This is a genomic window from Clostridium saccharoperbutylacetonicum N1-4(HMT) (genome assembly GCF_000340885.1).
Classification (GTDB): Bacteria; Bacillota; Clostridia; order Clostridiales; family Clostridiaceae; genus Clostridium; species Clostridium saccharoperbutylacetonicum.
Genome location: NC_020291.1, coordinates 5,374,122 through 5,395,408 on the forward strand (window position 1 = coordinate 5,374,122; position 21,287 = coordinate 5,395,408).

The following is a 21,287-nucleotide window of genomic DNA, read 5'->3' on the forward strand; positions in this document are numbered from 1 at the left end:
TCTCCTATCATTTTTTACTTAAATAATTGTTTATATTAATTCAATATCTGCTTCTAAAGGAGTTATTCCTGTTAGTTCCTTACTTCTGCCATCAGGTTGTGCTATTCCAACAAATAATTTAAATTTTTTACTGTCAAGGATTCTATCCCCTTCATCATTTACAACTTCAAAAGCTCTTTTATTTATTGTCATTTTTACAACTTTACTTTCGCCTTTATTTAAAGCAACTCTCTTAAATGCTGATAAACTATGATTGTCAACTGCATATTTTGATTCAAGATCCTTTATATAACATTGTAGAACTTCTTCAATGTCAAAATTTCCAACATTAGAAATTTTAATACTTACTTCTACACCTTCAAAATCTTTACTAATATCTGATACAGATAAATCTGACAATTGCACCTTAGAATAAGTTAATCCAAAACCAAATGGATATAAACTTTCATTTTTCATGTAACGATAAGTTCTATTCTTCATAGAATAATCAGTGAATTCTGGTAATTCCTCAGTAGTTTTATAAAAAGTTACAGGCAGTTTGCCACTTGGTGAGCATTTTCCAAATATTAAATCTGCTATTGCTCTTCCTCCAAAGCTTCCTGGATACCATGCATTTAAAATTGCTGCACAATTTTCTTCTTGCCCTTGCAACGTTAATGCACTTCCAGCACCAAGAACTACTATTACAGGCTTACCTGTAGCAATTACTTTTTCAAGTAACTCCTGTTGTTTACCTGGTAAATTTAAATTTAATTTATCACCAGCTCCATCACTATTACCTGCATCTCCTTGTTCGCCTTCAATTGAAGAATCTAAACCTAGGCAAAGAATAACGACATCACTGTGTTCTGCTACAGTCACAGCTTCAGCCATTCTATCATCTGGCTCAGCTAAATCTTGAACTCTATCTTTATATAAGTGACATCCTTCAGAATAAAAGATTCTTATATTCTCTGAATCTACAGCTTCATGTATTCCTTCTAGAACTGTGATATACTTAGAAGCTGTTCCAAAATAATTTCCCTTTAGCATTAATTCACTATCTGCATTTGGCCCAATAATTCCAATTGATTTTAATTTTGATTTATCTAATGGAAGTAATCCATTGTTTCTAAGCATTACAATAGACTTTCGTGAAGCCATTAATGAAACTTCGTGATGTTCTTTACAGTCATTCATTGTATAAGGTATTTTGTTAAATTCACATTCTTCATCGAACATACCTAATCTAATCCTAGTTGCCATCAATCTTTCAGCTGCTCTTGTTATATCTTCTTCTGTTACTAAACCTTCCTTATATGCTAATAACATTTGAAGATATACATTTCCACAGTTTAAATCACAACCATTTTTTATTGCTAGGGCAGCTGATTCAGTAGCAGTACTTGTTACACCATGGTATAAATGGAAATCTGCAATAGCCCAGCAATCAGATACTACATGTCCTTTAAATTGCCATTTTCCTCTTAAGATATCCTTTAATAAAAGCGAACTTCCACAACAAGGCTCATCATTAGTACGATTATATGCACCCATTACAGCCTCAACATCAGCTTCTTTTACACAAGCTTCAAAAGCTGGTAGATAAGTTTCATATAAATCCTTTTTACTTACAACTGCATTAAATTCATGTCTTAAACCTTCTGGTCCACTATGCACTGCAAAATGTTTAGCACAAGCTGCTATTTTTAAATATTTTTCATCACCTTGTAAACCTTTAACAAAAGCAACTCCTAATCTTGAAGTTAAATAAGGATCCTCTCCATAAGTTTCATGACCTCTTCCCCATCTCGGATCTCTGAATATGTTTACATTTGGAGACCAAAAAGTTAAGCCCTTATATATATCTTTATCTTCTTTCTTTGAATTTTCATTGTACTTTGCACGACCTTCTGTTGCAATAATCCCTGCAATTTTTTCTAAAAGCTCATCATCAAATATAGCAGCTAATCCAATTGCTTGAGGAAATACTGTTGCTGTACCTGCTCTAGCCACGCCATGAAGCCCTTCATTCCACCAATTATATCTTGATATATTTAAATGTTTTATAGCTGGGGCCTTATACGTTAATTGCTCAGCTCTTTCTTGTAACGTCATTTTAGATACTAATTCTTTTGCCTTTTCTAATGCATATTCATGAGTTATTCTTTCAGTAAATTGCATATGATTCCCTCCAAACTATAATTATTCCTAAATTTACATTTTAATTAATTATAACTAACCTTATGTTGACCTAACAAGAAATTACTTATATAATTATAGACATAATTTATCCTTTTGGAGGCTTATTATGTTAAAATATGAAGCATATCATTTTGGTGAAGACACTCTTTTTTCAAATTACTATCCAATAAGTCTTAATTATCAAATTCATCTACATCGCAGTTTTGAGTTTATTTTTGTAAAGGATGGCAATATAGAAGTTTTTGTTAACAATAAAAATTTCACTCTAAAGAAAAATAACTGTATGCTGATTTTACCATATGAAATTCATTCCCTTTCAACCAAAGATTACTCTGAATTATGCATTTGTGTATTTTCTCCAAAATATATCAAAACATTTGAAAATATAGCATATGGTAAATATCTCGAAAATCCTGTGTTTAATCTATCCAATGCCTCCCAATCATTAATACTAGATAGAATTTTCAATGATAATGCTAACCTACTTCAAATGAAGTCATGTCTGTACTTAATATGCTCCGAAGTTATGGAACATACACAATTACTTATAAGTGAAAAAAATGATTACGAATTAATTCATAAAGTTCTAAATTATATTCAAAATAATTTTACCAAGGATATTTCCTTAAAAAGTATTGCTGATGAATTTAATTATAGCTATAATTATCTTTCTAAATACTTGAATAAAGTTTTAGGAATCTCCTTTGTAGATTTTATTAATCAAAATCGAATTAGCTATGCTTCATATCTATTAACAAATAGTGACGATACAATTACTGATATAGCTTATAAATGTGGCTATTCAAGTATACGTTCATTTAATAGAAATTTCTTTAGCATTACAAATACCACTCCTAAAAATTATAGAAATTCTAAACTAAGTTTTACATAAATTCTAGATTTTTTATTCTTTAGGAATTTATAATAAAGTTAAATCTGTGGACAACTTATTGAAAAGGCCAATTAAATAGGTTTTGTGTGTCAAAAAGAATAAAAAATAAATCTTATTCGCCTGCATAAAATGTTCTTATATGCAGCATAGCTGCCTTTTCTAATGTGCACATTTTTCTCACATACGTTCGAAAAGGCAGATGCGTAAAAAAAATCTCCGGCTCCAAAGTCGCCTGCAATTTTTTTATTTAAATCATGCATAAAATAACATACATAAGTAGCTGACAACACTATAAATTCTGCTAACTTAAATGTCCCATGAAAACCAAGTTTTGATTTTCATGGGTTTCATTATTAATGTGACAATTTATAATAAAACTTAAATTTTTTTATTTTAAACGTGGGATTACCTATTTCCATTACGTCTAAATATATGAAAATAAAATTCACGGAGGATTTTTATATGAGAAAAATAGGTACAACCACTTCTGCTATATGTTTTATACTTCTTGGTATTTGGATTATGATTAATTCCAACAATCCAGATTTAGGGAAAAAAATCATAAAATTTTGGCCAATAGTAATTATTTTAATAGGCATAGAAATTTTGTATTACACTTTAGTAAAAAAAGAAAATGAAAGAATAAGAATCAGTGGTCTTGTTTTTGCTATAATAATAGTTTCATTTTTAGCCAATATATCTACAGACATTTTTAACAATATAAAACAAAATAATGTTTCATTTGATTTTAATAGAAGTTTCTTTGACAATGTCTTTGAAAGTAAAAATTTACAATCAATTGATAAAAAAATTACTTTAGAGCCTATTGGTAACAAATTAAATTTTGAAACATTAAATGGTAAACTTAATATAGAAAAAGCTGCCGACAATAAAATAACTATAGATACTGAATTATTTATAAAACAAAACAGAACTTTGAATGATTATGAATTGAATCCTATAAATGATTCAAATGGGTATACTATAAAAATTATAGATGATAATATAGATTCAATTAAAGCCACAATCTATTTGCCCGAAGGATATGATGCATCTATAAAAGGTTCTAACCTTAATGTATATAGTGATAGTGCTTTAAAGCTTACAACTTTAAATTTAACTGCTGATAATGGAAAATATGATTTACAAGGTGATATTCCAAATTCATCCCTAAAATTAGAAAATGGTAAGATAGATTTAAACAATAATTTATGTAAAAACATTGATATTTCTATGAATAATGGTTCGATATCTTTAGATACAAAGGATAAAAATTTATCAGTCAATACAGATATAAATCATGGTACTTGCAAAATAAATGATGAAAAAAGAGTTAACTCTGGAATTTCTAAAAAGCTAGGTACTGGTGAAGACATAATAAAAGCTAAATTAAATAATGGAACTATTAAAATAAATAGTGGAGAGTGAAAAAATGGAGGAGCAAGAATTCATTAAAAAACTTAAAACAAAAGATGAAAATGCTTTTATTTACATGGTAGACCTTTATAAAAAAAGAATTCTCTCCTTATGTTGTTCCTATACTACTGATTACTATGAGGCAGAAGATTTGTCTCAAGAAGTTTTTATAAGTGTATTTAATAATATTGATAAATTTAGAGAAGATTGTTCCTTTTCCACTTATTTATATAAAATTACAACTTCTAAGTGTATAGATTATACAAGAAAGAGAAGTATTAAAAATTTTTTAACCGGCCTCTTTACCTTTTCTAAAGAATCCGAGCAGGATATAGATGAGCAAAATTTTATACGGCAAAGTATTCAATCTCTACCACTAAATTTAAAAACACCTCTTGTACTATATTATTATATTGGATTAACTCAAAAGGAAATTGCAAATGTATTAAATTTACCTTTAAAAACAGTTGAGGGAAGAATTTATAGAGCTAAAAATAAATTAAAAAATATTATTGAAACGGAGGTTCACTTTTATGCAAAACAGAAGAGATGATCTTGATAGTATAATTATTAATTCTTTTGAAAATGTTCATGTGCCTGATGATTATAATGAAAAACTAATGAAAAAACTTCATAAAAAGCAGCTTCCTAATTCTGAGAGAAATACCCTAATCCCTTCCTATGCTTTAATAGCTGCTGGTTTATTTAGTATTTTTATTAATATTACTAGTATTCAAGTACACATTACAAAATTCGAATCTCGCTTCCTTGATAAAGCTATAGTTACTGAACTTAACCAACATTCTATTATTAATTTTATCAAACAATTAGGAGAGTGAAAATATGAACAATAGAAATAGTTTTCTTACATTTATAACCGCCTGCATCCCTGGTGTTGGATATATGTATCATGGATTAATAAAAAAAGGAGTCCAGGTTCTATTCTTATATATGCTTATTGGCCCAATTTTATCTTTTATTGGACTTGGTTTCTTGTCTCATTTAATTAAAATTTGTATATGGTTTTATACCTTCTTTGATACCTTTTCTATTTCAAATAAAATCAAACGTGGAGAATATGTTCCTGATTCTGAATTCATTTTTAAGAACTATGTTAACACAGAAAATCTCTACAACGAAAATCCTTCATGGAATGAACGAATTAACAAACAAGGTTGGGTAATTTTGGGATCTTTTTTAATTATTCTTGGGGCCTTATCTATCTTAAATCAAATTTTTATCGATAATGATATTTATAAATATATTCGATCTTACGCATCACAATACTTCATTCCTATAGCATTGATTATTATAGGTATCTCGATTTTATTTAAGAAAAGAGACTAATGTTACGTCTTTTAATATTAACGCTATTGGTATAGATCTTATATATAAAAATAATTTCTAAAGGAATTTACAATAAAATTAACATATATAAAAAAGCTTCACAAAATTTTGTGAAGCTTTTTTATATATGTTAATTAACTCTTTTTAAACATTGACTTCACTGCACGTTTCACAACATCAAAAAAACTTAACGAAGAAACCATGTGCTCTGGATCAACATAATTTCGAATAGTACGAAGTACCTTTTTTGCATCTTTAGATGAAAAAGTATATGTACCATTTTTCTTCGTTCTAATTGCATATCGGGGAATCCACTTTCCCTTAAACATTACGGATGCTATGACATAGTCAACCTCTTCCCAAGGAATTTGAATAAATTTACGAAAATCACGAGAATTATAAAATTCAAAACCGTTGTCACCAATCATTATCTTTCCATAATCTGCAAGGCCTGTAAAAGCTGTTGCTTCAATCACTAGGTCTACTTTTGTATTGATTGATTGAACCATCTAATCTACCTCCTTTCTAATTATACAGATATCTATTTTAATTATATATAAATTTCAATCAACATTGTACTATCTCTATATTTTCATACTTCATTTTTCTAACTTTCTCTGCAAAATTTTCCTCATCACCTGACAATTGATAGTTGAACTTTGATAATTATAGCATATATATTTTATTTACACCTCTTTTAATTATTCCAAAGCATATTAAACTTAACTACTTTATTATGTTAAGAAAAGCCCAGGCTAAAAGCCTAGGCTAAGTGAAAAATGTTACATTAAACCGATCAAGTGGAATACTATACCAATTGCAAATAATCCAAGAATGATAACAATTGGAGATACTTTCTTCTTAAGTAACCACATACAAAGTAATGTAATTAATAATCCTACAAGACCAGGAATTAATGAATCTAAGTTATTTTGTAATGTTGTAACCTTAGTATCAGTTAATGACATACCAGATCCTTGTTGTAATAGAGCTTGCTTTATACCTTCTGCTCCTTGAGGAAGTTTGCTCCAATCAATGAAAGCACCTTCACTTAACTTAACAGATGATACTACTGGAGCAAATTTAACAGATACCCATCTGTTAACTAATGATCCTAAAATGAACATACCAAGGATAGATGATCCTTTTGTAATATCTTGAAGCATATTACCTGATAAGTCATCACTAATACGAGATCCAGCTTTGAAACCAAACTCTTGTGTGTACCATGTAAATGCCATACGAATGATATTCCAAGCAAGGAAAAAGATAATTGGTCCAAGAATGTTACCACTTAAAGCAAGTGAAGCACCTAATGCTCCTAAAATAGGTCTTACAGTAAACCAGAAAACTGGATCTCCGATACCAGCTAAAGGTCCCATCATACCAACCTTTACACCTTGAATAGTTACATCATCAATTGCCATACCATTTGCACGTTCTTCTTCTAATGCTAATGTTACACCTATAATTGGTGAAGCTACATATGGATGAGTATTAAAGAACTCTAAGTGACGTTCTAATGCAGCTGCTCTATCTTCTTTACTCTTATATAATCTTTTGATTGCTGGGATCATTGCAAATGCCCAACCACCATTTTGCATTCTTTCATAGTTCCAAGAACCTTGAAGGAAAAATGAACGGAACCAAACAGAAATACGATCTCTTTTACTTAATTTTAATTCTTTTGACATTTTCGTTTCCTCCCCCTTCTTAGTATCTATCGATAAGATCCCCTAAAGGATCACCAGTATTTGAACTTCCACCATTACTTGAACCACCTTGTTTGCTAAGTGCTAAGTAAATAAGAGCTATAGCAACACCGATAGCACCAAGTCCTATAAGTGTGATTTGTGAAATAGTTGCTAATACAAAACCAATTGCAAAGAATGGCCATACTTCTTTTGTAGCCATCATATTTATTACCATTGCATAACCAACAGCTACAACCATTCCACCACCAACAGCTAAACCACCTGTTAACCAAGCAGGCATTGCAGCAAGTAATGTACTGATTGGGCCAGCACCAATTGCTAAAATCAATCCTGCTGGAATTGCAATACGTACACCTTGTAAACAAATAGCAGCAACTTGCCACATTTCAATAGCTTTGATATTTCCTTCTTTAGCAGCAGCATCCATAAAATGAACAAATGCTGTAGCTATTGTACGACAAATAATTGTTAATAATAACCCTGCAACTGCTAGAGGAACAGCAATAGCTATTGCTGAAGCAACTCCTGCTTCGCCTTGACCTCCAAGAACTAAAATAATTGCAGATGCAACAGATGCAAGCGCTGCATCTGGTGCTACGGCAGCACCAATGTTTGCCCAACCTAAGGCCATCATTTGAAGACTACCACCTAATATTAAACATGGTACTAAATGCCCTGTAACTAAGCCGATTAACGTACAAGCAACTAATGGTTGATGAAATTGGAATTCATCTAAGATACCTTCTACACCAGCTAAAAATGCTATAAAAATGACTAATATAATTTGAACTATATTTAAAGTCATGGTTATGAATCCTCCTTTTTTATCTAATTAACTAGATTATTTTAATTTATTTAATTCTTCTTGTGCTCTTTTAAGTATTTCGTCCATATTTCCTTTTGAGTCATTTGGTACTTTACGAACATCAAAATTAAGTCCAGATTGTTTTAACTTATTGAATGTATCAATGTCTCCTTGGTTGAACGCAAGAACCTTGCTTGGTTGAACCTTTCCTATAGAGTGAGCCATTGAACCAACATTGATTGTCTTTAGTGGTATTCCACCTTCTACTGCTCTAAGAACATCTTGTGGATTTTCAAAAAGAAGCATTGCACGTTGACCACCAAAATGCTTATCATCCTTTGCAAGTTTAATCATATGATCAACTGGAACAACATGTGCTTTAACTCCTGGAGGAGAAGCTTGTGTTATTAAATTCTTACGAAGCTCATCTTTTGCTACTGCATCTGAAACTACAATAATTCTTGTAGGATTTACAGTTTTTGTCCAAGCAGTTGCAACTTGACCATGAAGCAAACGAGAATCAATACGAGCTAAAACATATTCAAACGATCCTGGTGCACCTGCATTAGATTGCCCTGCTCCAGCTCCATTAGATTTAGCAGTATCTGCTGGTTCTAATTCTTCTGGTTTAACTTTAACTCCTTCTTTACCTGAATTTAAGATAAACGCTGCAATTTCATGTGCAGATTCCATTGAAAGACGTGCACCATAAGCTTCAATAAGCATTGGTAAATTCATACCAGCTACAATTGCCCATTTATCTTTATGTTCTTCAAATAGAGCATTTGCTTGATTGAATGGTGTACCACCCCAAAGATCAACTAAGAATAAAACCTCATCTTGGTTGTCAAAGGATGCAATTGCTTCTTTCAATTTTGCTCTAAGATCATCAGGTCCTTCACTAGGCATCAACGTAACAGCTTTTACGTTTTCTTGTTCTCCAAAAATCATTTTACCAGATTGCATGATACCTTCAGCGAATTCGCCATGACTAGCAAGAATAATTCCTACCATTTTTTTACCTCCTATTTTTTATTTGTTACAAAAACAAAAGGCATGAGCATTAGAAATAAAATAAAACAATATATGTAAGCTTTTCATCACACTACTTGTACTCCAAATTAGATCATAAAATATATGATAATACCGTATAAAACCATACAAATTATGTGATGTGCCAAACAAATATTAAATTATTTTATTACCTATGCTCATGCCTGATCGAATCAGTAACACGCTAGATATTTTTATTTCAATATAGCCCATTTAGATCCCTTTATTAAAGGTTCCCCTTATGACTACCTTTACATACTAACACGTTTTTCTCTATTGCGCAATATATTTTTAATTTTTTTTAATCTTATATTAATCTTTGAATAAACAATATCCATAATATCTGATTTACTACAGATATTATGGATAAATATATGTTTTAGTATAATCTACAAGGAACTCATATTATATAGAAATCAGATCCTTAACATCAGAGTCAATATATAATACATAGTTTTCTTCAATATTTTTATATTTTATTTTAGCTGTCTTTTGTTCCATATCATAGTACCAGCCTTCTTCACTTGCTTCCCATTCTTTTTTATCTAGGAACATTTTAAGTTTTTTATTTTCTAGTCTTACTTGCATTGGTGCTATATCTTTACAGAATGCATTTACTAACATTTCATTAACTGTTGTTTTATAATTACCTTCTTTGTCAAAGACAACCTTTATTCCAGCTTCATTGTTAATGCTTATAGTTGTCTTTAAATATTCTCCATTCTTATAATTGTTTGTAGTACCATCATCTTCATACAATACAAAACTTGATTCTTGTGATGTCTCTATTAAAATATTAAGCTTATCCATTGAATCTTTATGAATATTCATTAACTCTTCACATATTGGAACAATTGCACCACTTCTAAAGAACATTGGAATTGATCCAAGTGTAACTTCAACTTCAATTGTTTGGCCTCCTTGATAAGCTTGTTTTGTATACCAATCAAACCAAGTTGCTCCTTCTGGTAAATATACCTTTCTAGTTTTTGCACCTTTTTCAAGAACATTAGCAACTAAAATTGAATTTCCAATCATAAAATCAAAACTTTCTTCAAGCAATTTTTTATCCTGTGGGAATTCATATATTAAAGGTCGCATAACTGGTGCTCCTTCTGTAGCTGCCTCAAATAATAGTGAGTAGTAGTAAGGAACTAATTTATATCTTAATTGTATAGCATTTCTTATATACTTAGTATAAGATGGACACATCCAAGGTTCAGTAACCGTATTATCATTGTTACAAGAATGAATTGAAAATCTTGGTTGGAATATTCCATTTTGAACCCATCTTACAAATAATTCTGGTTCAGGTACTGGTCCAAAGAATCCTCCTATATCACAACCTTGATTTGCTACACCTGAAAGCCCTAATCCTAATATTACAGGAATATTAAATTTCAAACTCTTCCAGCTTGTATTATTGTCTCCAGCCCAAGTTTGTGCATAACGCTGAATTCCAGCAAATCCTGCTCTATTTGTTATATATGGTCTTGTATTTGGATAAACTTCTTCCACAGTTTCTTTTGCCATAAGTGCCATTAAGTTTGGCATTATTGGCCTTAATCCACTTACTTCTTTCTTCATACCCTCAAAATGGCAAACAGCTTCTGTATTATTTATTTCATATTCGTTATTATCATTCCATATAGATGTTATTCCAAGAGAAACTAGCGATTCTTTTAGATGCTTTTTCCACAATTCTCTTCCTTTAGGATTAGTGAAATCTACAAAGGAAGCTTGACCTCCCCAATATCTATCAGTTTGTGAGTTTTCTTCTTTTTCATCTTTTATATAAGCGCCTGCTTCATCAAATTCTTTGTATAAAGGATGAGAAATTAGCATACCTGGTTTTATATTAGGTGCTAGAGCTGCCCCTTTTTCCTTTAACTTGCTTACAAACTCCCCTGGATTTTTAAATCTATCATGGTTCCAATTGAATACATATCTTTTCCCATCTTCACCAGTTGTATATCCTGATGACATAAAGAAACCATCACAAGGAATCCCTTCTTCTTTACATCTATCTATGAATTGTAAAATAGCTTTATCTGAATCTTCCTCAAGCTCTGTGTAGTACATAGTTGACCCCATATATCCTAAGGAATACTTTGTTGGCATTGCTGTTTTTCCTGTTAAATCTGTGTAATTCTTTACTACATCTTTTATTTGTGGTCCATTTATGAAAAATGTATCTAATTCACCGCCATCAGCACAAAAATAACTATATTTATTCCAGTATCCACTTCTCTCACATCCCATATCGAAGGTAGAATCATAAGAATTATTATAGAATATTCCACTTGCTAGATTATTTTTACTATTAAGCTTTATGTAAAAAGGAATATGCTTATAAAGTGGATCTGTGCATTCTGAATCATAACCTATAGTATCCACATTATGCATTCTCATTCTTCTTCTTTTCTTATTTAAATATCCAGCTTTTTCCCCAAATCCATAAAAATAATCTTCATCCTCCAAACATGAGTAATGATATAATCTTCCTAATGTATCCTTAACATATGCCTTTTCTTTTAAATCTGAATGTAATACATTTCCTTGCTTATCAGTAATTTCTATACCAAATGGCTCTTTATAAATATTTACATTAATATTTTTTGTTGCTAATACAATATAATTTCCTAAATCCTCATATTTAGTACTAATTGCTTTAACTCTTGTTCTTTCATTTTTTAATAACTCATCCATCTTATCTTCCCATGCTGTCATAACTAAAGCATATGAAGCTTCATCTTTAAACTCTTCATCAAAAGTGCAGCGAATCCTCACTATATCATCATTTAAGAGTATAATTCTATATTTGGCTGCGTTTGTAGCAATTTCTAGATAATCCTCAAAATTATCTAATCTTATTATTTTATTACTTATCATCATAATATTATCCTCCTCAATTATATCTATATATACAATCAGTCATCTATATAGGCCTTTTTCTAAAAAAGCTTATATTTACTGTATTATTCCCTTTAATTATTTAGCAATAACAGAATTCATAAAATCTATAATTCCATTTTCAACTTCATCCATAATATCAGTGTAATATTGTATTTCGTGACTATATCCTGAATAAACTTTTGTTTTAACCTTATGTCCTGTTTCTGCAAGCCAGTTTGATACTGCATAAACGCCTTCTCCATACTGTCCAACTGGATCTTGATCTCCAGCAATGTTGTAAACTGGAATTTCTTTTGGTACTTTCTCTGCCCACTTAGTTCCAACTATATCATTCATCATATTAACGAAGTAATATAGTGAACGTATATTAGGTGGCATTAATAAGTCACTATATATATCTCTTGCATGATCTTCATTTACGGCTTGTTCACCACATGCCCAGTTATTTGCAGTAACTGGATTTTCTTGATATCGTTCAGTTTTCCACATCCACCCCATAAGTTGTTCTAGGCAAGCTGGATCAACTTCTTCACCTTTCCCATCATCTATTAGTTGCTTAAAAATAGGCATAACTGTGCTTGCTGACTTAAATACTCCTGAAGTTCCACATACAATTAGACCATCAATTCCTTCTCCATAAGTAGCAGCATAGCATCTAGCAATCATTGATCCCATACTATGACCAAACATGAAATAAGGTAATCCTGGATTCTTTTCTTGAACAATTTGACGAAGAGTATGCTCATCTTCTACCATTGTAATATATCCTTTATCTCCCCAGTCACTCCAATTATTCGAAACATAAGCTGTTTTTCCATGTCCAACATGATCATCAGCTGCAACTATAAAACCTGCTTCATTTAATTTTAATATCATATGTATATATCTACGCGAATGTTCATGATAACCATGTAAAAGCTGAATTATTCCTATCGGTTTTTTAATTGGATTATAAATCCAAGCTTGCACTTTATCTTTTTTGTTAAATGATTCAAAACTTATTTCTTGAAATGCCATAATAAATCTCCTTACTTATATAAATTCTAAAACTATCTTTTCAATTATAGATATCCCAATTAATAATCAAACTTATAAATGGAATATATATACTCTCTTGAGAAATTAAAATTACTAAACTACTCTAGAAATATGATACATTTTTTCTGGAGCAGGCATGTGAAATTGAGCTGATGAAGGTTATTAATGGGGGCTTGTTTCATTTTAAGCTTGTCCAAAAAGTAAGTGTCCAAAAAGTGAATGTCCAAATTTTATATTTGGAAACATGAACTTTCTCCTTGGAGATTTTACATCTGGAACACGCTGAAATGACGACTAGCCCACATTTAGAACCTTCCAGCGAAGATTTCACTAGTCCTGCGGAAGATAACTGTATCATATTTCGGTAATTTATAGCATAGTACTATTCATCTCCCATTCCAATTAAATCAAATCTTTCACAAGAAACTATGATATCAAACTCCTTCTTTTCTGGTTTCTTGCATTTAACTAAAACTGTTCTGTCTGATAGCTCATAATACCATCCTTGTTCTGATTTTTCCCAAGACGTCTTGTTAAGGAAACGTGGTATTCTTTCATTATCAACAGATACCCAGTATGCTCCCTTTTCTTTGCTCACTAATTTAATTCTAAGTTCAGATATTTCATTTTCATAGCTTCCTGTTGTTTTAAATGAAATCTTCTTACGTGCTCCACCGCTTACACTAATTTCTGTATTTTCATATACACCTTTTTCAAAATCCTTGCTTATACCATCATCATCATAGAACTTGAAGCTTCTTTCTGCTTCTCCTCCAATTAAAATGTCCAAGCTCTTCATTTTATCTGTAGTTATATGAGTTACTTCTTCATTTGTTATGAATATTCCATCACCTCTTAAAAACATAGGTATGCTATCAAGTGAAACTGGAATTTGAATTACTTGTCCACCATTATATGCCATCATATTATTATTCATATCATACCAAGTACAACCTTCTGGTAAATAAATTTCTCTTGATACTGCTCCCTTTTCTAGAACATTTGCAACTAAAACTGATGGTCCAAACATAAATGTCATATATTTATCGTCATAGCAGTTAATATCATCTTGGAATTCCATAAATAGCGGACGCATTATTGATCTACCTGTAGTATGAGCTTCATACATTAATGAATATAAATATGGTAACATTCTATAACGCTGTCTATAAGCATGGCGAACAAATTCATTATTTTCTTCATACATCCATGGCTGCGTAACAGTGTTATCATTATTTGCTGAATTAATACAGAATCTTGGTTGGAATATACCATTTTGTATCCATCTTAATAAAAGCTCTCCTTCTGGAGCACCTCCTGCAAATCCTCCAATATCACAACCTGTGTTTGCTACTCCTGAAAGCCCCATTCCAATTATAGTTGCTATATTAAATTTTAATGTTCTCCAGTCTGTTAAATTATCTCCTGCCCAAGTTTGTGCATATCTTTGAATTCCTGCAAATCCAGCACGATTTATAATATATGGACGACGATTTGGATAAAGTTCAGCAATTGCCTCTTTCCCAACATAAGCCATCATATTTGAATGCATGATTTTTAATTCAGCCATAGTACCTGGTTTTCCATCAAAATCACATAAGGCATTTCTATCTTCTATACCATCATATTCGCAGTTATCATTCCAAACTGTTATTGTTCCTTTGCTTAGAATATTTTCTTTAAGTAGTTTCTTCCATGTTTCTCTACCAGAAACCTTAGTAAAGTCTACAAATCTTCCAGTACCACCCCACCAGCGGCCATGATAATCTCCTTCTCCGTCTGGATTTTTAATAAATACATCATTTTCTTCGAATTCTTTTTTATAAGGATGCTTAGGTAATATTCCTGGTTTTAAATTAGGTATAACATTAAGTCCCATTTCATTCATTTTTTCAAGGAATTCATCTGGATTCGGGAATCTCTTTCTATTCCAATTAAAAATATATCTTAAATTGTCTTCTTCTCCAGAAGAATAACCAGATGCCAATTTAAAGTTATCTATATACATTTTTTCATCAAAATGTTTTTTTATTACTTCATATATTTCCTTATCGCAATCTTTTTCTAGTTCAGCATAATACATTGTAGAAGCCGTATATCCTAAACTTTGCTTTGGAGGCATTGCCTGCCTTCCTGTTAACTTTGTGTAATTATCTAAAACATCTTCAACTTTTGGTCCATTGATGAAGAACAAATCAATATCTCCTCCATCAGCTTGATAATAACTATAGCGTGGCCAATATCCACTAATTTCATTTCCCATATCAAATACTGAATCATAAGAATTATGATAGAATAATCCTAAAGCATGACGCTTATTGTTATTCAACTTTATGTAAAATGGTATATGCTTATATAAAGGATCACCAAATTCCGGATCATGTCCAATTGCATCCTTAGGTGACATACGCATTCTTCTACCCATTTTATCTACTTTCCCTGTCTTTTCACCAAATCCATAGAAATGATCATTTTCTAAGTCTACTTCATTATAATGTGAGATTCTTCCTAACTGATCGCATTCAAAAGCTCTATCTGCTAAATCACTATATATTTTCTCACCATTTAATTTATATATAGAGAAATATAATGGTTCTTTAGACATAACTAATTTCAATGTTTTTGTATTAAATATAATTTCTTTTTCTGTTTCTTCAAAAGAGATATCTAAAGCTGTTATTCTTTTACGCTCATCCTTAAACAATGAATCTAATCTATCTTCCCAAGCAGTCATAACCAATGCATACGACTCTTCTGACCACTTTTTATCAAAAGAAGTTCTAATACGTATAATATCATCTGACATAAAGATAATTTTTATATCTGCCGTATCACCTTTTACTAAATAGCCATTTTCAATTTTGTCCATAGATAAAAATCTTTTTAATAACATATAAATTCCTCCTATATTTTTAATGTGCCTTATGAAACATTAAATTAAATAACAAGTCCATTTTTTCATTATCCAACCATAAATGGACTTGTTAATTATTTGATTTCACCTAAAGTCATTTGTTACTTAATTTACATTACTAACTAACTTAACTTATATAGCATTCTCTTTCCAAACACTTTCATATTTATAGCCTGTAAGATCTTCAACAACTTGTTTTGTTTCTTGATCAACATCATTTTTAGATCCACCATTTTTTAGTCTTTCAACTTCATCTATTAATATCTTATGTGTTTCCTTATTTAATTTGAAAGTAAATGCAAGAATTAAAGAAAGTGCAAATAAACCTACACATCCAATAAGTAAAACATATCCAATAATTTGTACTGTTTGAGGAGATTGGACATCTTGTCCTTTAACAAATCCTCCTTCTTGTAACACAACACCAATTAAGAATGTTGCAAGAGCTACTGTACTTTTTCTAGTAAATGTCATAACTGCAGCAAAAAGACCTTCTCTTCTTTTCATTGAAACAATTTCATCTACATCTGGGATAAATGGGAATACTGTCCAAGGAGTTAAAACCGCCAATGATCTAAATGCGAAATAAACTATAGAAATTCCAAGTAAAATAGCAGTCTTTCCTTCAGGATTAAATAAATAAACACCATAATAAGCTAATACACTTAAAATCATAAATGTATAAGTAATTTTATATAACTTTGTAGGTCCTAGCTTTAAAAATAAAACTCCACCAATAATTGTTCCTGGTATACCAATGATACTAAAAGAAAGTAAATATGCACCAACAGATGATGAAACTTTTAAATTATATACACAGAAGAATAAGAATACGGCATTAAATATATCACCCGCAGTGAAAGATAATAAATAAAGTCCTAAGTGTTTTCTAAAGCATTTAAGCTTAAATGTAGAAACATATTCTCCAAGCACCTTTAGGTAATCACCAAAGCTTCTACCACCTTTAGAATTTTCTCTTTCTAACAGTTCTTGTTCCATAGCTGGTGTAATTTCTCTTTCCCAAGTTACTTTATAAGTTATAAAAATACAAATTGCGTATAATACTGCAAAAAATAATCCATTATAGAAATATGCATAAGGGTTCTTTTGACCAAAGTGACCAATTAATTGAGCTGGAACAAAAGTTCCTAAAAATTGACCTAAAGAAGAAATAACAAGTCTACAAGTTGAAATTTTTGTTCTATCCCCAAAATCAGTTGTCATTTCAGTAGGTAATGTTTCCCATGGTATTAATATCATTGCTGCAATTATTTCAAACAATAAATAGCAGCTTAAATAGAACCAATATCCCATTCCAATTGTCCAAATTAATACATAAACTGCCATTAATGGCGCACCAATTAGTAAGAAGAAACGACGTCTTCCAAACATCTTTCCAAGCTTAGTTTTATAAAAGTTATCAGAAATACTACCAATAAATAAGCTAGCAACTGCATCTACAAAACGTGCTATTGCAACAATTGAAGCCCCCTCTATAGGTGTAAGTCCACAGAAAGTTGTATAAAAGAACAATAAGAATGCTCCAATTATTGTAAATGCTCCACCACCCATTAAATCTACTAATCCATAACCAATACATACAGGCAAAGTAATCTTTTTATCTTTTCTAGACATAATTTCTACCTCTTTCTTCATTAATATTCTTAATAGCAAATTTTTAACCTAAATACTGAAATATTCTTTCGCATTGTTGTAACATATACCTTCAACAATTGTTTTTAATAATTTCATATTTCTTGGAATTTCACCATTTTCAACCCATTCTCCAATCAAATTACAAGCTATTCTTCTAAAATATTCATGTCTGGTATATGATAGAAAGCTTCTTGAATCTGTTAACATTCCAATAAAACGACCAAAGGTTCCAAGATTAGCTAGTGCTTTCATTTGTTCAATCATTCCATCTTTGTTATCATTAAACCACCAAGCAGCTCCAAATTGTATTTTCCCTGGTATTCCATCACCTTGAAAATTTCCTATCATTGTTCCAAGAATATAGTTATCCTTTGGATTTAATGAATACAAAATTGTTTTTGGAAGTGAGTTTTCTTTATCTACAGAGTCTAAAAGCCTTGATAGTGGATATGCTATACTCTCATCATTAATAGAATCAAAGCCTGCATTAGCCCCAATTTTTTCAAACATCTTAGTGTTATTATTTCTAAGAGCTGCAATATGAAGCTGCATAACCCATCCAAGTTCATGATAAAGCTTAAATATATGTATTAATGTATAAGTTTTATATTTCTTTTCTTCATCTATACTTACTGCTTCTCCACGCAAAGCCTTAATAAATATAGCTGCTGCTTCTTCCTTCGATGTATCTGAATATACTACCACTCCATCTATACCATGATCTGCAATCCTACATCCTACTGAATGAAAGAACCTTACTCTTGAATCAAGTGCTTTTAAAAATTCATCGTAATTATCTATATTAACTTCTGATACTTCTTCTAGTTTTTTTACCCAGTGAACAAAGCCTTCTTGACCTATCTCAATTCCCTTATCCGGCCTAAAAGTAGGTAAAACATTTACATTAAAGTCCTTCTCTTCCTTAAGTTTTATATGATATTCCAAGGTATCAGTGGGATCATCAGTCGTACATATGGCTTCCACGTTAGATTTTCTTATTAAATCTCTTGCTCTAAAACCGTTTTCTCTTAATAATTTATTTGCTTTTTCCCAAATCATTGGAGCAGTGTCTTCATCAAGAGGTTCATATATTCCAAAGAATCTTTGAAGTTCTAAATGAGTCCAATGATAAAGGGGATTACCGATAGACATTGGTATAGTTCTAGACCATGCTAAAAATTTATCGTAATCATTAGCATCTCCTGTTATATATTTTTCTTCTATACCATTACATCTCATTGCTCTCCATTTATAATGATCTCCATACAGCCATACTTCAGTTATATTTTCAAACTTTTTATTTTCATATATTTCCTTTGGATCAATATGGCAGTGATAATCAATAATAGGCATATTCTTTGCATAATTATGATATAAATCTATAGCTGTTTCATTTGATAGTAAAAAATTATCATCCATGAAATCTTTCAAAATTCATCATCCTACTTTCAAATATATATTTGTAAAGTATTGAAATAGTTAGGTTTATTAGCAAATAATAAAGTTACCATATAATATAATCTATACCTATTCGATACTTTACTATAATGTTTTCATTTACATTTAATGTAACATTGTTACTTTATGTAATTTATGATATAATGTAATCCACAAAAATTTTTTAGACATTTTTACCATTCTTTGCTTGTACTATTTGGCAGAATATAACAAGTGCAGAATGGGAAAATGTTTATTTTTTTCTACATAAATATTAATTATGTAACCTAGTGTTAACATTCTAGATATTTTTCTAAAGTTAACCTTACTGCTCCAACACCTGAAATCATTTCATCAAAATAACCTTCAATTTTCTCTCCTAAACCTATTTCATAAAGGTCTATTCCAAAAATTTCTTCATTTATTAGTATTGGTTTTAAGATGTTACCTGAGGCTGTTTTTTCATTTAATTTAACATTAGCCACATATTTTTTCAGCTCATCTAATAATGGATCTGGGCTTAACTCCATTGCATTACCATTATCATCTATTGCCATTAAATATCTGCACCAACCTGCAATAACAAGTGGAATGTATTTAAGTTGTTTAGGATCTAAATCTTCTCTGTTACTATAAGCTTTAATTGTTTCTCCAAATCTTATACCAACTTTTTGAGATGTATCTGAAGCAATTCTTTGAGGTGTATCAGGTATATATGGATTTGGAAGTCTAACTTCAACTACCTCTTTAATAAAGTCTTCAGGATTTATTATTCCAGGATTTACAACAACAGGCATCCCTTCTTCATATCCAATCTTTTCAACTAATTTCTTTAAAGCTGGATCTTTCATTTCATCTGCTATTAAGTTAAATCCAAGAAGGCATCCAAATACTGCTAGAGACGTGTGTAGCGGATTTAAACAAGTACAAACCTTCATTGTTTCAATTCTTTCTACAGTTTCTCTGCTTGTTAAAAATACACCTGCATCTTCTAAAGGCATACGGCCATTTGGAAAATCATCTTCTATTACAAGATATTGTGGGCCTTCTGCATTTACAAATGGTGCTATATAAGTATTTTTGTTAGTTGTTACAATCTGAGTACTTTCGAAGCCATCTTTTTCTAATGTATCCTTAACGCTTTGTGATGGTCTAGGTGTAATTTTATCAATCATACTCCAAGGGAATGATACCTTCTTCTTATTATTGATATACTTAAGAAAATCTTCTTCTACAAGTCCATTTTCAATCCATTTCTTTATCATTGTTTCCATTGCATTATGAAGTTTCTCACCATTTTTTGAGCAGTTATCCATACTTACAAATGCTATTGGATGTTGTCCATTTTGATATCTTACATATGCTAAGGATGCAACTTTAGCAATAATACTTACAGGGTGTTCTAATCCATCTGTTATATCTTCCTTTAATAAATTCTTCACACTATAACCTTTTTCTGTTATTGTAAAGCTTGCTATTTGCAAAGACGGATTTGAAAATATTTCTTTTAATCTATTCCATTCTTCTTTTCTTGAATAGTCACCAGCTAGACTTTCACCTATACTTCCTACTATTTTCTTTTCCAAGGTTCCATCTGGTTTCATAATTACTAATAAGCTTAAATCATCATGAGGGGAATAAATTTTATCTATAATTTCATAATCATATCCTTCTACGGCAACAATACCTGACTCTGCTTTTCCAGTATTTAAAAGTTCTTGCTGTAGCATTGCTATAAAACCTCTAAATATATTTCCTGCTCCAAAGTGAACCCATGTAGGATTTTCCTTAGTTAAAGCCGACATTTTGTCGTAATCAAATTTTGGGAGTTTTATTCCAGCCTTTTCCCATAAAGTTTTATCTTTGATACTGTCTTTGCTTAATACTATTTTGGTATTACTCATTTTTCTTTTC

At 30.7% G+C, this 21,287-nt stretch carries 16 protein-coding genes; 5 read left to right on the plus strand and 11 right to left on the minus strand.

Annotation, left to right across the window (positions count from 1 at the left end; genetic code table 11):
* Positions 1-30 precede the first annotated feature (30 nt).
* A complete protein-coding gene (locus tag CSPA_RS23685) occupies positions 31-2,163 on the minus strand; it encodes a glycoside hydrolase family 3 C-terminal domain-containing protein (protein ID WP_015394934.1) in 2,133 nt (710 codons plus the stop codon).
* A 127-nt stretch (positions 2,164-2,290) separates the two neighbouring features.
* Between CSPA_RS23685 and CSPA_RS23690 the strand changes: the two genes are divergently transcribed.
* The 5 genes from CSPA_RS23690 to CSPA_RS23710 all read left to right on the plus strand — a co-directional run bounded on the left by CSPA_RS23690 (position 2,291) and on the right by CSPA_RS23710 (position 5,839).
* Entirely contained in the window at positions 2,291-3,076 is a 786-nt protein-coding gene (locus CSPA_RS23690; protein WP_015394935.1) for a helix-turn-helix domain-containing protein, read from the plus strand.
* 462 nt (positions 3,077-3,538) lie between these two features.
* Positions 3,539-4,504, plus strand: coding sequence for a LiaF transmembrane domain-containing protein (locus tag CSPA_RS23695; RefSeq protein ID WP_015394936.1), 966 nt, complete (start codon positions 3,539-3,541; stop codon positions 4,502-4,504).
* Positions 4,505-4,508: 4 nt separating this feature from the next.
* On the plus strand, positions 4,509-5,045 hold the full coding sequence (locus CSPA_RS23700; RefSeq protein WP_015394937.1) for an RNA polymerase sigma factor: 537 nt from the start codon (positions 4,509-4,511) through the stop codon (positions 5,043-5,045).
* Positions 5,026-5,331 (plus strand): hypothetical protein, encoded by a 306-nt coding sequence (locus CSPA_RS23705; RefSeq protein WP_015394938.1) that lies wholly within the window; start codon positions 5,026-5,028, stop codon positions 5,329-5,331. Before CSPA_RS23700 ends, CSPA_RS23705 begins: the two co-directional genes overlap by 20 nt.
* 4 nt (positions 5,332-5,335) lie before the next feature.
* Positions 5,336-5,839: a hypothetical protein gene (locus CSPA_RS23710; protein WP_015394939.1), complete on the plus strand. Its 504-nt coding sequence runs from the start codon at positions 5,336-5,338 to the stop codon at positions 5,837-5,839.
* Between the two features lie 134 nt (positions 5,840-5,973).
* On the opposite strand, the gene CSPA_RS23715 is transcribed toward CSPA_RS23710, so the two are convergent.
* The 10 genes from CSPA_RS23715 to CSPA_RS23760 all read right to left on the minus strand — a co-directional run bounded on the left by CSPA_RS23715 (position 5,974) and on the right by CSPA_RS23760 (position 21,277).
* The gene (locus tag CSPA_RS23715) at positions 5,974-6,348 is read right to left on the minus strand and encodes a DUF956 family protein (RefSeq protein ID WP_015394940.1); all 375 of its coding nucleotides are present in this window, start codon (positions 6,346-6,348) and stop codon (positions 5,974-5,976) included.
* Positions 6,349-6,621: 273 nt separating this feature from the next.
* Positions 6,622-7,533: a PTS system mannose/fructose/sorbose family transporter subunit IID gene (locus CSPA_RS23720; protein ID WP_015394941.1), complete on the minus strand. Its 912-nt coding sequence runs from the start codon at positions 7,531-7,533 to the stop codon at positions 6,622-6,624.
* A gap of 19 nt (positions 7,534-7,552) precedes the next feature.
* Entirely contained in the window at positions 7,553-8,359 is an 807-nt protein-coding gene (locus tag CSPA_RS23725; protein WP_015394942.1) for a PTS mannose/fructose/sorbose transporter subunit IIC, read from the minus strand.
* Positions 8,360-8,395: 36 nt separating this feature from the next.
* Complete coding sequence (locus tag CSPA_RS23730; RefSeq protein ID WP_015394943.1) at positions 8,396-9,373, minus strand: mannose/fructose/sorbose PTS transporter subunit IIA; 978 nt, start codon at positions 9,371-9,373, stop codon at positions 8,396-8,398.
* A gap of 444 nt (positions 9,374-9,817) precedes the next feature.
* Positions 9,818-12,307, minus strand: coding sequence for a glycoside hydrolase family 31 protein (locus CSPA_RS23735; RefSeq protein WP_015394944.1), 2,490 nt, complete (start codon positions 12,305-12,307; stop codon positions 9,818-9,820).
* A 96-nt stretch (positions 12,308-12,403) separates the two neighbouring features.
* Entirely contained in the window at positions 12,404-13,345 is a 942-nt protein-coding gene (locus CSPA_RS23740; RefSeq protein ID WP_015394945.1) for an alpha/beta fold hydrolase, read from the minus strand.
* 403 nt (positions 13,346-13,748) lie between these two features.
* Positions 13,749-16,259, minus strand: a complete 2,511-nt coding sequence (locus CSPA_RS23745; protein ID WP_015394946.1) for a glycoside hydrolase family 31 protein — start codon at positions 16,257-16,259, stop codon at positions 13,749-13,751.
* A gap of 153 nt (positions 16,260-16,412) precedes the next feature.
* Positions 16,413-17,915 carry an MFS transporter gene (locus tag CSPA_RS23750; protein ID WP_015394947.1) on the minus strand — a complete coding sequence of 501 codons (1,503 nt, stop codon included), beginning with the start codon at positions 17,913-17,915 and terminating at the stop codon, positions 16,413-16,415.
* Between the two features lie 48 nt (positions 17,916-17,963).
* Positions 17,964-19,367, minus strand: coding sequence for a glucuronate isomerase (gene uxaC, locus CSPA_RS23755; protein ID WP_015394948.1), 1,404 nt, complete (start codon positions 19,365-19,367; stop codon positions 17,964-17,966).
* Between the two features lie 299 nt (positions 19,368-19,666).
* Positions 19,667-21,277, minus strand: a complete 1,611-nt coding sequence (locus CSPA_RS23760) for a mannitol dehydrogenase family protein (protein ID WP_015394949.1) — start codon at positions 21,275-21,277, stop codon at positions 19,667-19,669.
* Positions 21,278-21,287 lie beyond the last annotated feature (10 nt).

What these genes read in the sequence shown, in the direction of transcription:
- CSPA_RS23690 (WP_015394935.1), top strand. Translation starts at nt 2,291, where the DNA reads ATGTTAAAATATGAAGCATATCATTTTGGTGAAGACACTCTTTTTTCA.
- CSPA_RS23745 (WP_015394946.1), bottom strand. Translation starts at nt 16,259, where the DNA reads ATGTTATTAAAAAGATTTTTATCTATGGACAAAATTGAAAATGGCTAT.
- CSPA_RS23735 (WP_015394944.1), bottom strand. Translation starts at nt 12,307, where the DNA reads ATGATGATAAGTAATAAAATAATAAGATTAGATAATTTTGAGGATTAT.
- CSPA_RS23685 (WP_015394934.1), bottom strand. Translation starts at nt 2,163, where the DNA reads ATGCAATTTACTGAAAGAATAACTCATGAATATGCATTAGAAAAGGCA.
- CSPA_RS23760 (WP_015394949.1), bottom strand. Translation starts at nt 21,277, where the DNA reads ATGAGTAATACCAAAATAGTATTAAGCAAAGACAGTATCAAAGATAAA.
- CSPA_RS23750 (WP_015394947.1), bottom strand. Translation starts at nt 17,915, where the DNA reads ATGTCTAGAAAAGATAAAAAGATTACTTTGCCTGTATGTATTGGTTAT.
- CSPA_RS23725 (WP_015394942.1), bottom strand. Translation starts at nt 8,359, where the DNA reads ATGACTTTAAATATAGTTCAAATTATATTAGTCATTTTTATAGCATTT.
- CSPA_RS23720 (WP_015394941.1), bottom strand. Translation starts at nt 7,533, where the DNA reads ATGTCAAAAGAATTAAAATTAAGTAAAAGAGATCGTATTTCTGTTTGG.
- CSPA_RS23705 (WP_015394938.1), top strand. Translation starts at nt 5,026, where the DNA reads ATGCAAAACAGAAGAGATGATCTTGATAGTATAATTATTAATTCTTTT.
- CSPA_RS23695 (WP_015394936.1), top strand. Translation starts at nt 3,539, where the DNA reads ATGAGAAAAATAGGTACAACCACTTCTGCTATATGTTTTATACTTCTT.
- CSPA_RS23730 (WP_015394943.1), bottom strand. Translation starts at nt 9,373, where the DNA reads ATGGTAGGAATTATTCTTGCTAGTCATGGCGAATTCGCTGAAGGTATC.
- CSPA_RS23710 (WP_015394939.1), top strand. Translation starts at nt 5,336, where the DNA reads ATGAACAATAGAAATAGTTTTCTTACATTTATAACCGCCTGCATCCCT.
- CSPA_RS23700 (WP_015394937.1), top strand. Translation starts at nt 4,509, where the DNA reads ATGGAGGAGCAAGAATTCATTAAAAAACTTAAAACAAAAGATGAAAAT.
- CSPA_RS23740 (WP_015394945.1), bottom strand. Translation starts at nt 13,345, where the DNA reads ATGGCATTTCAAGAAATAAGTTTTGAATCATTTAACAAAAAAGATAAA.
- CSPA_RS23715 (WP_015394940.1), bottom strand. Translation starts at nt 6,348, where the DNA reads ATGGTTCAATCAATCAATACAAAAGTAGACCTAGTGATTGAAGCAACA.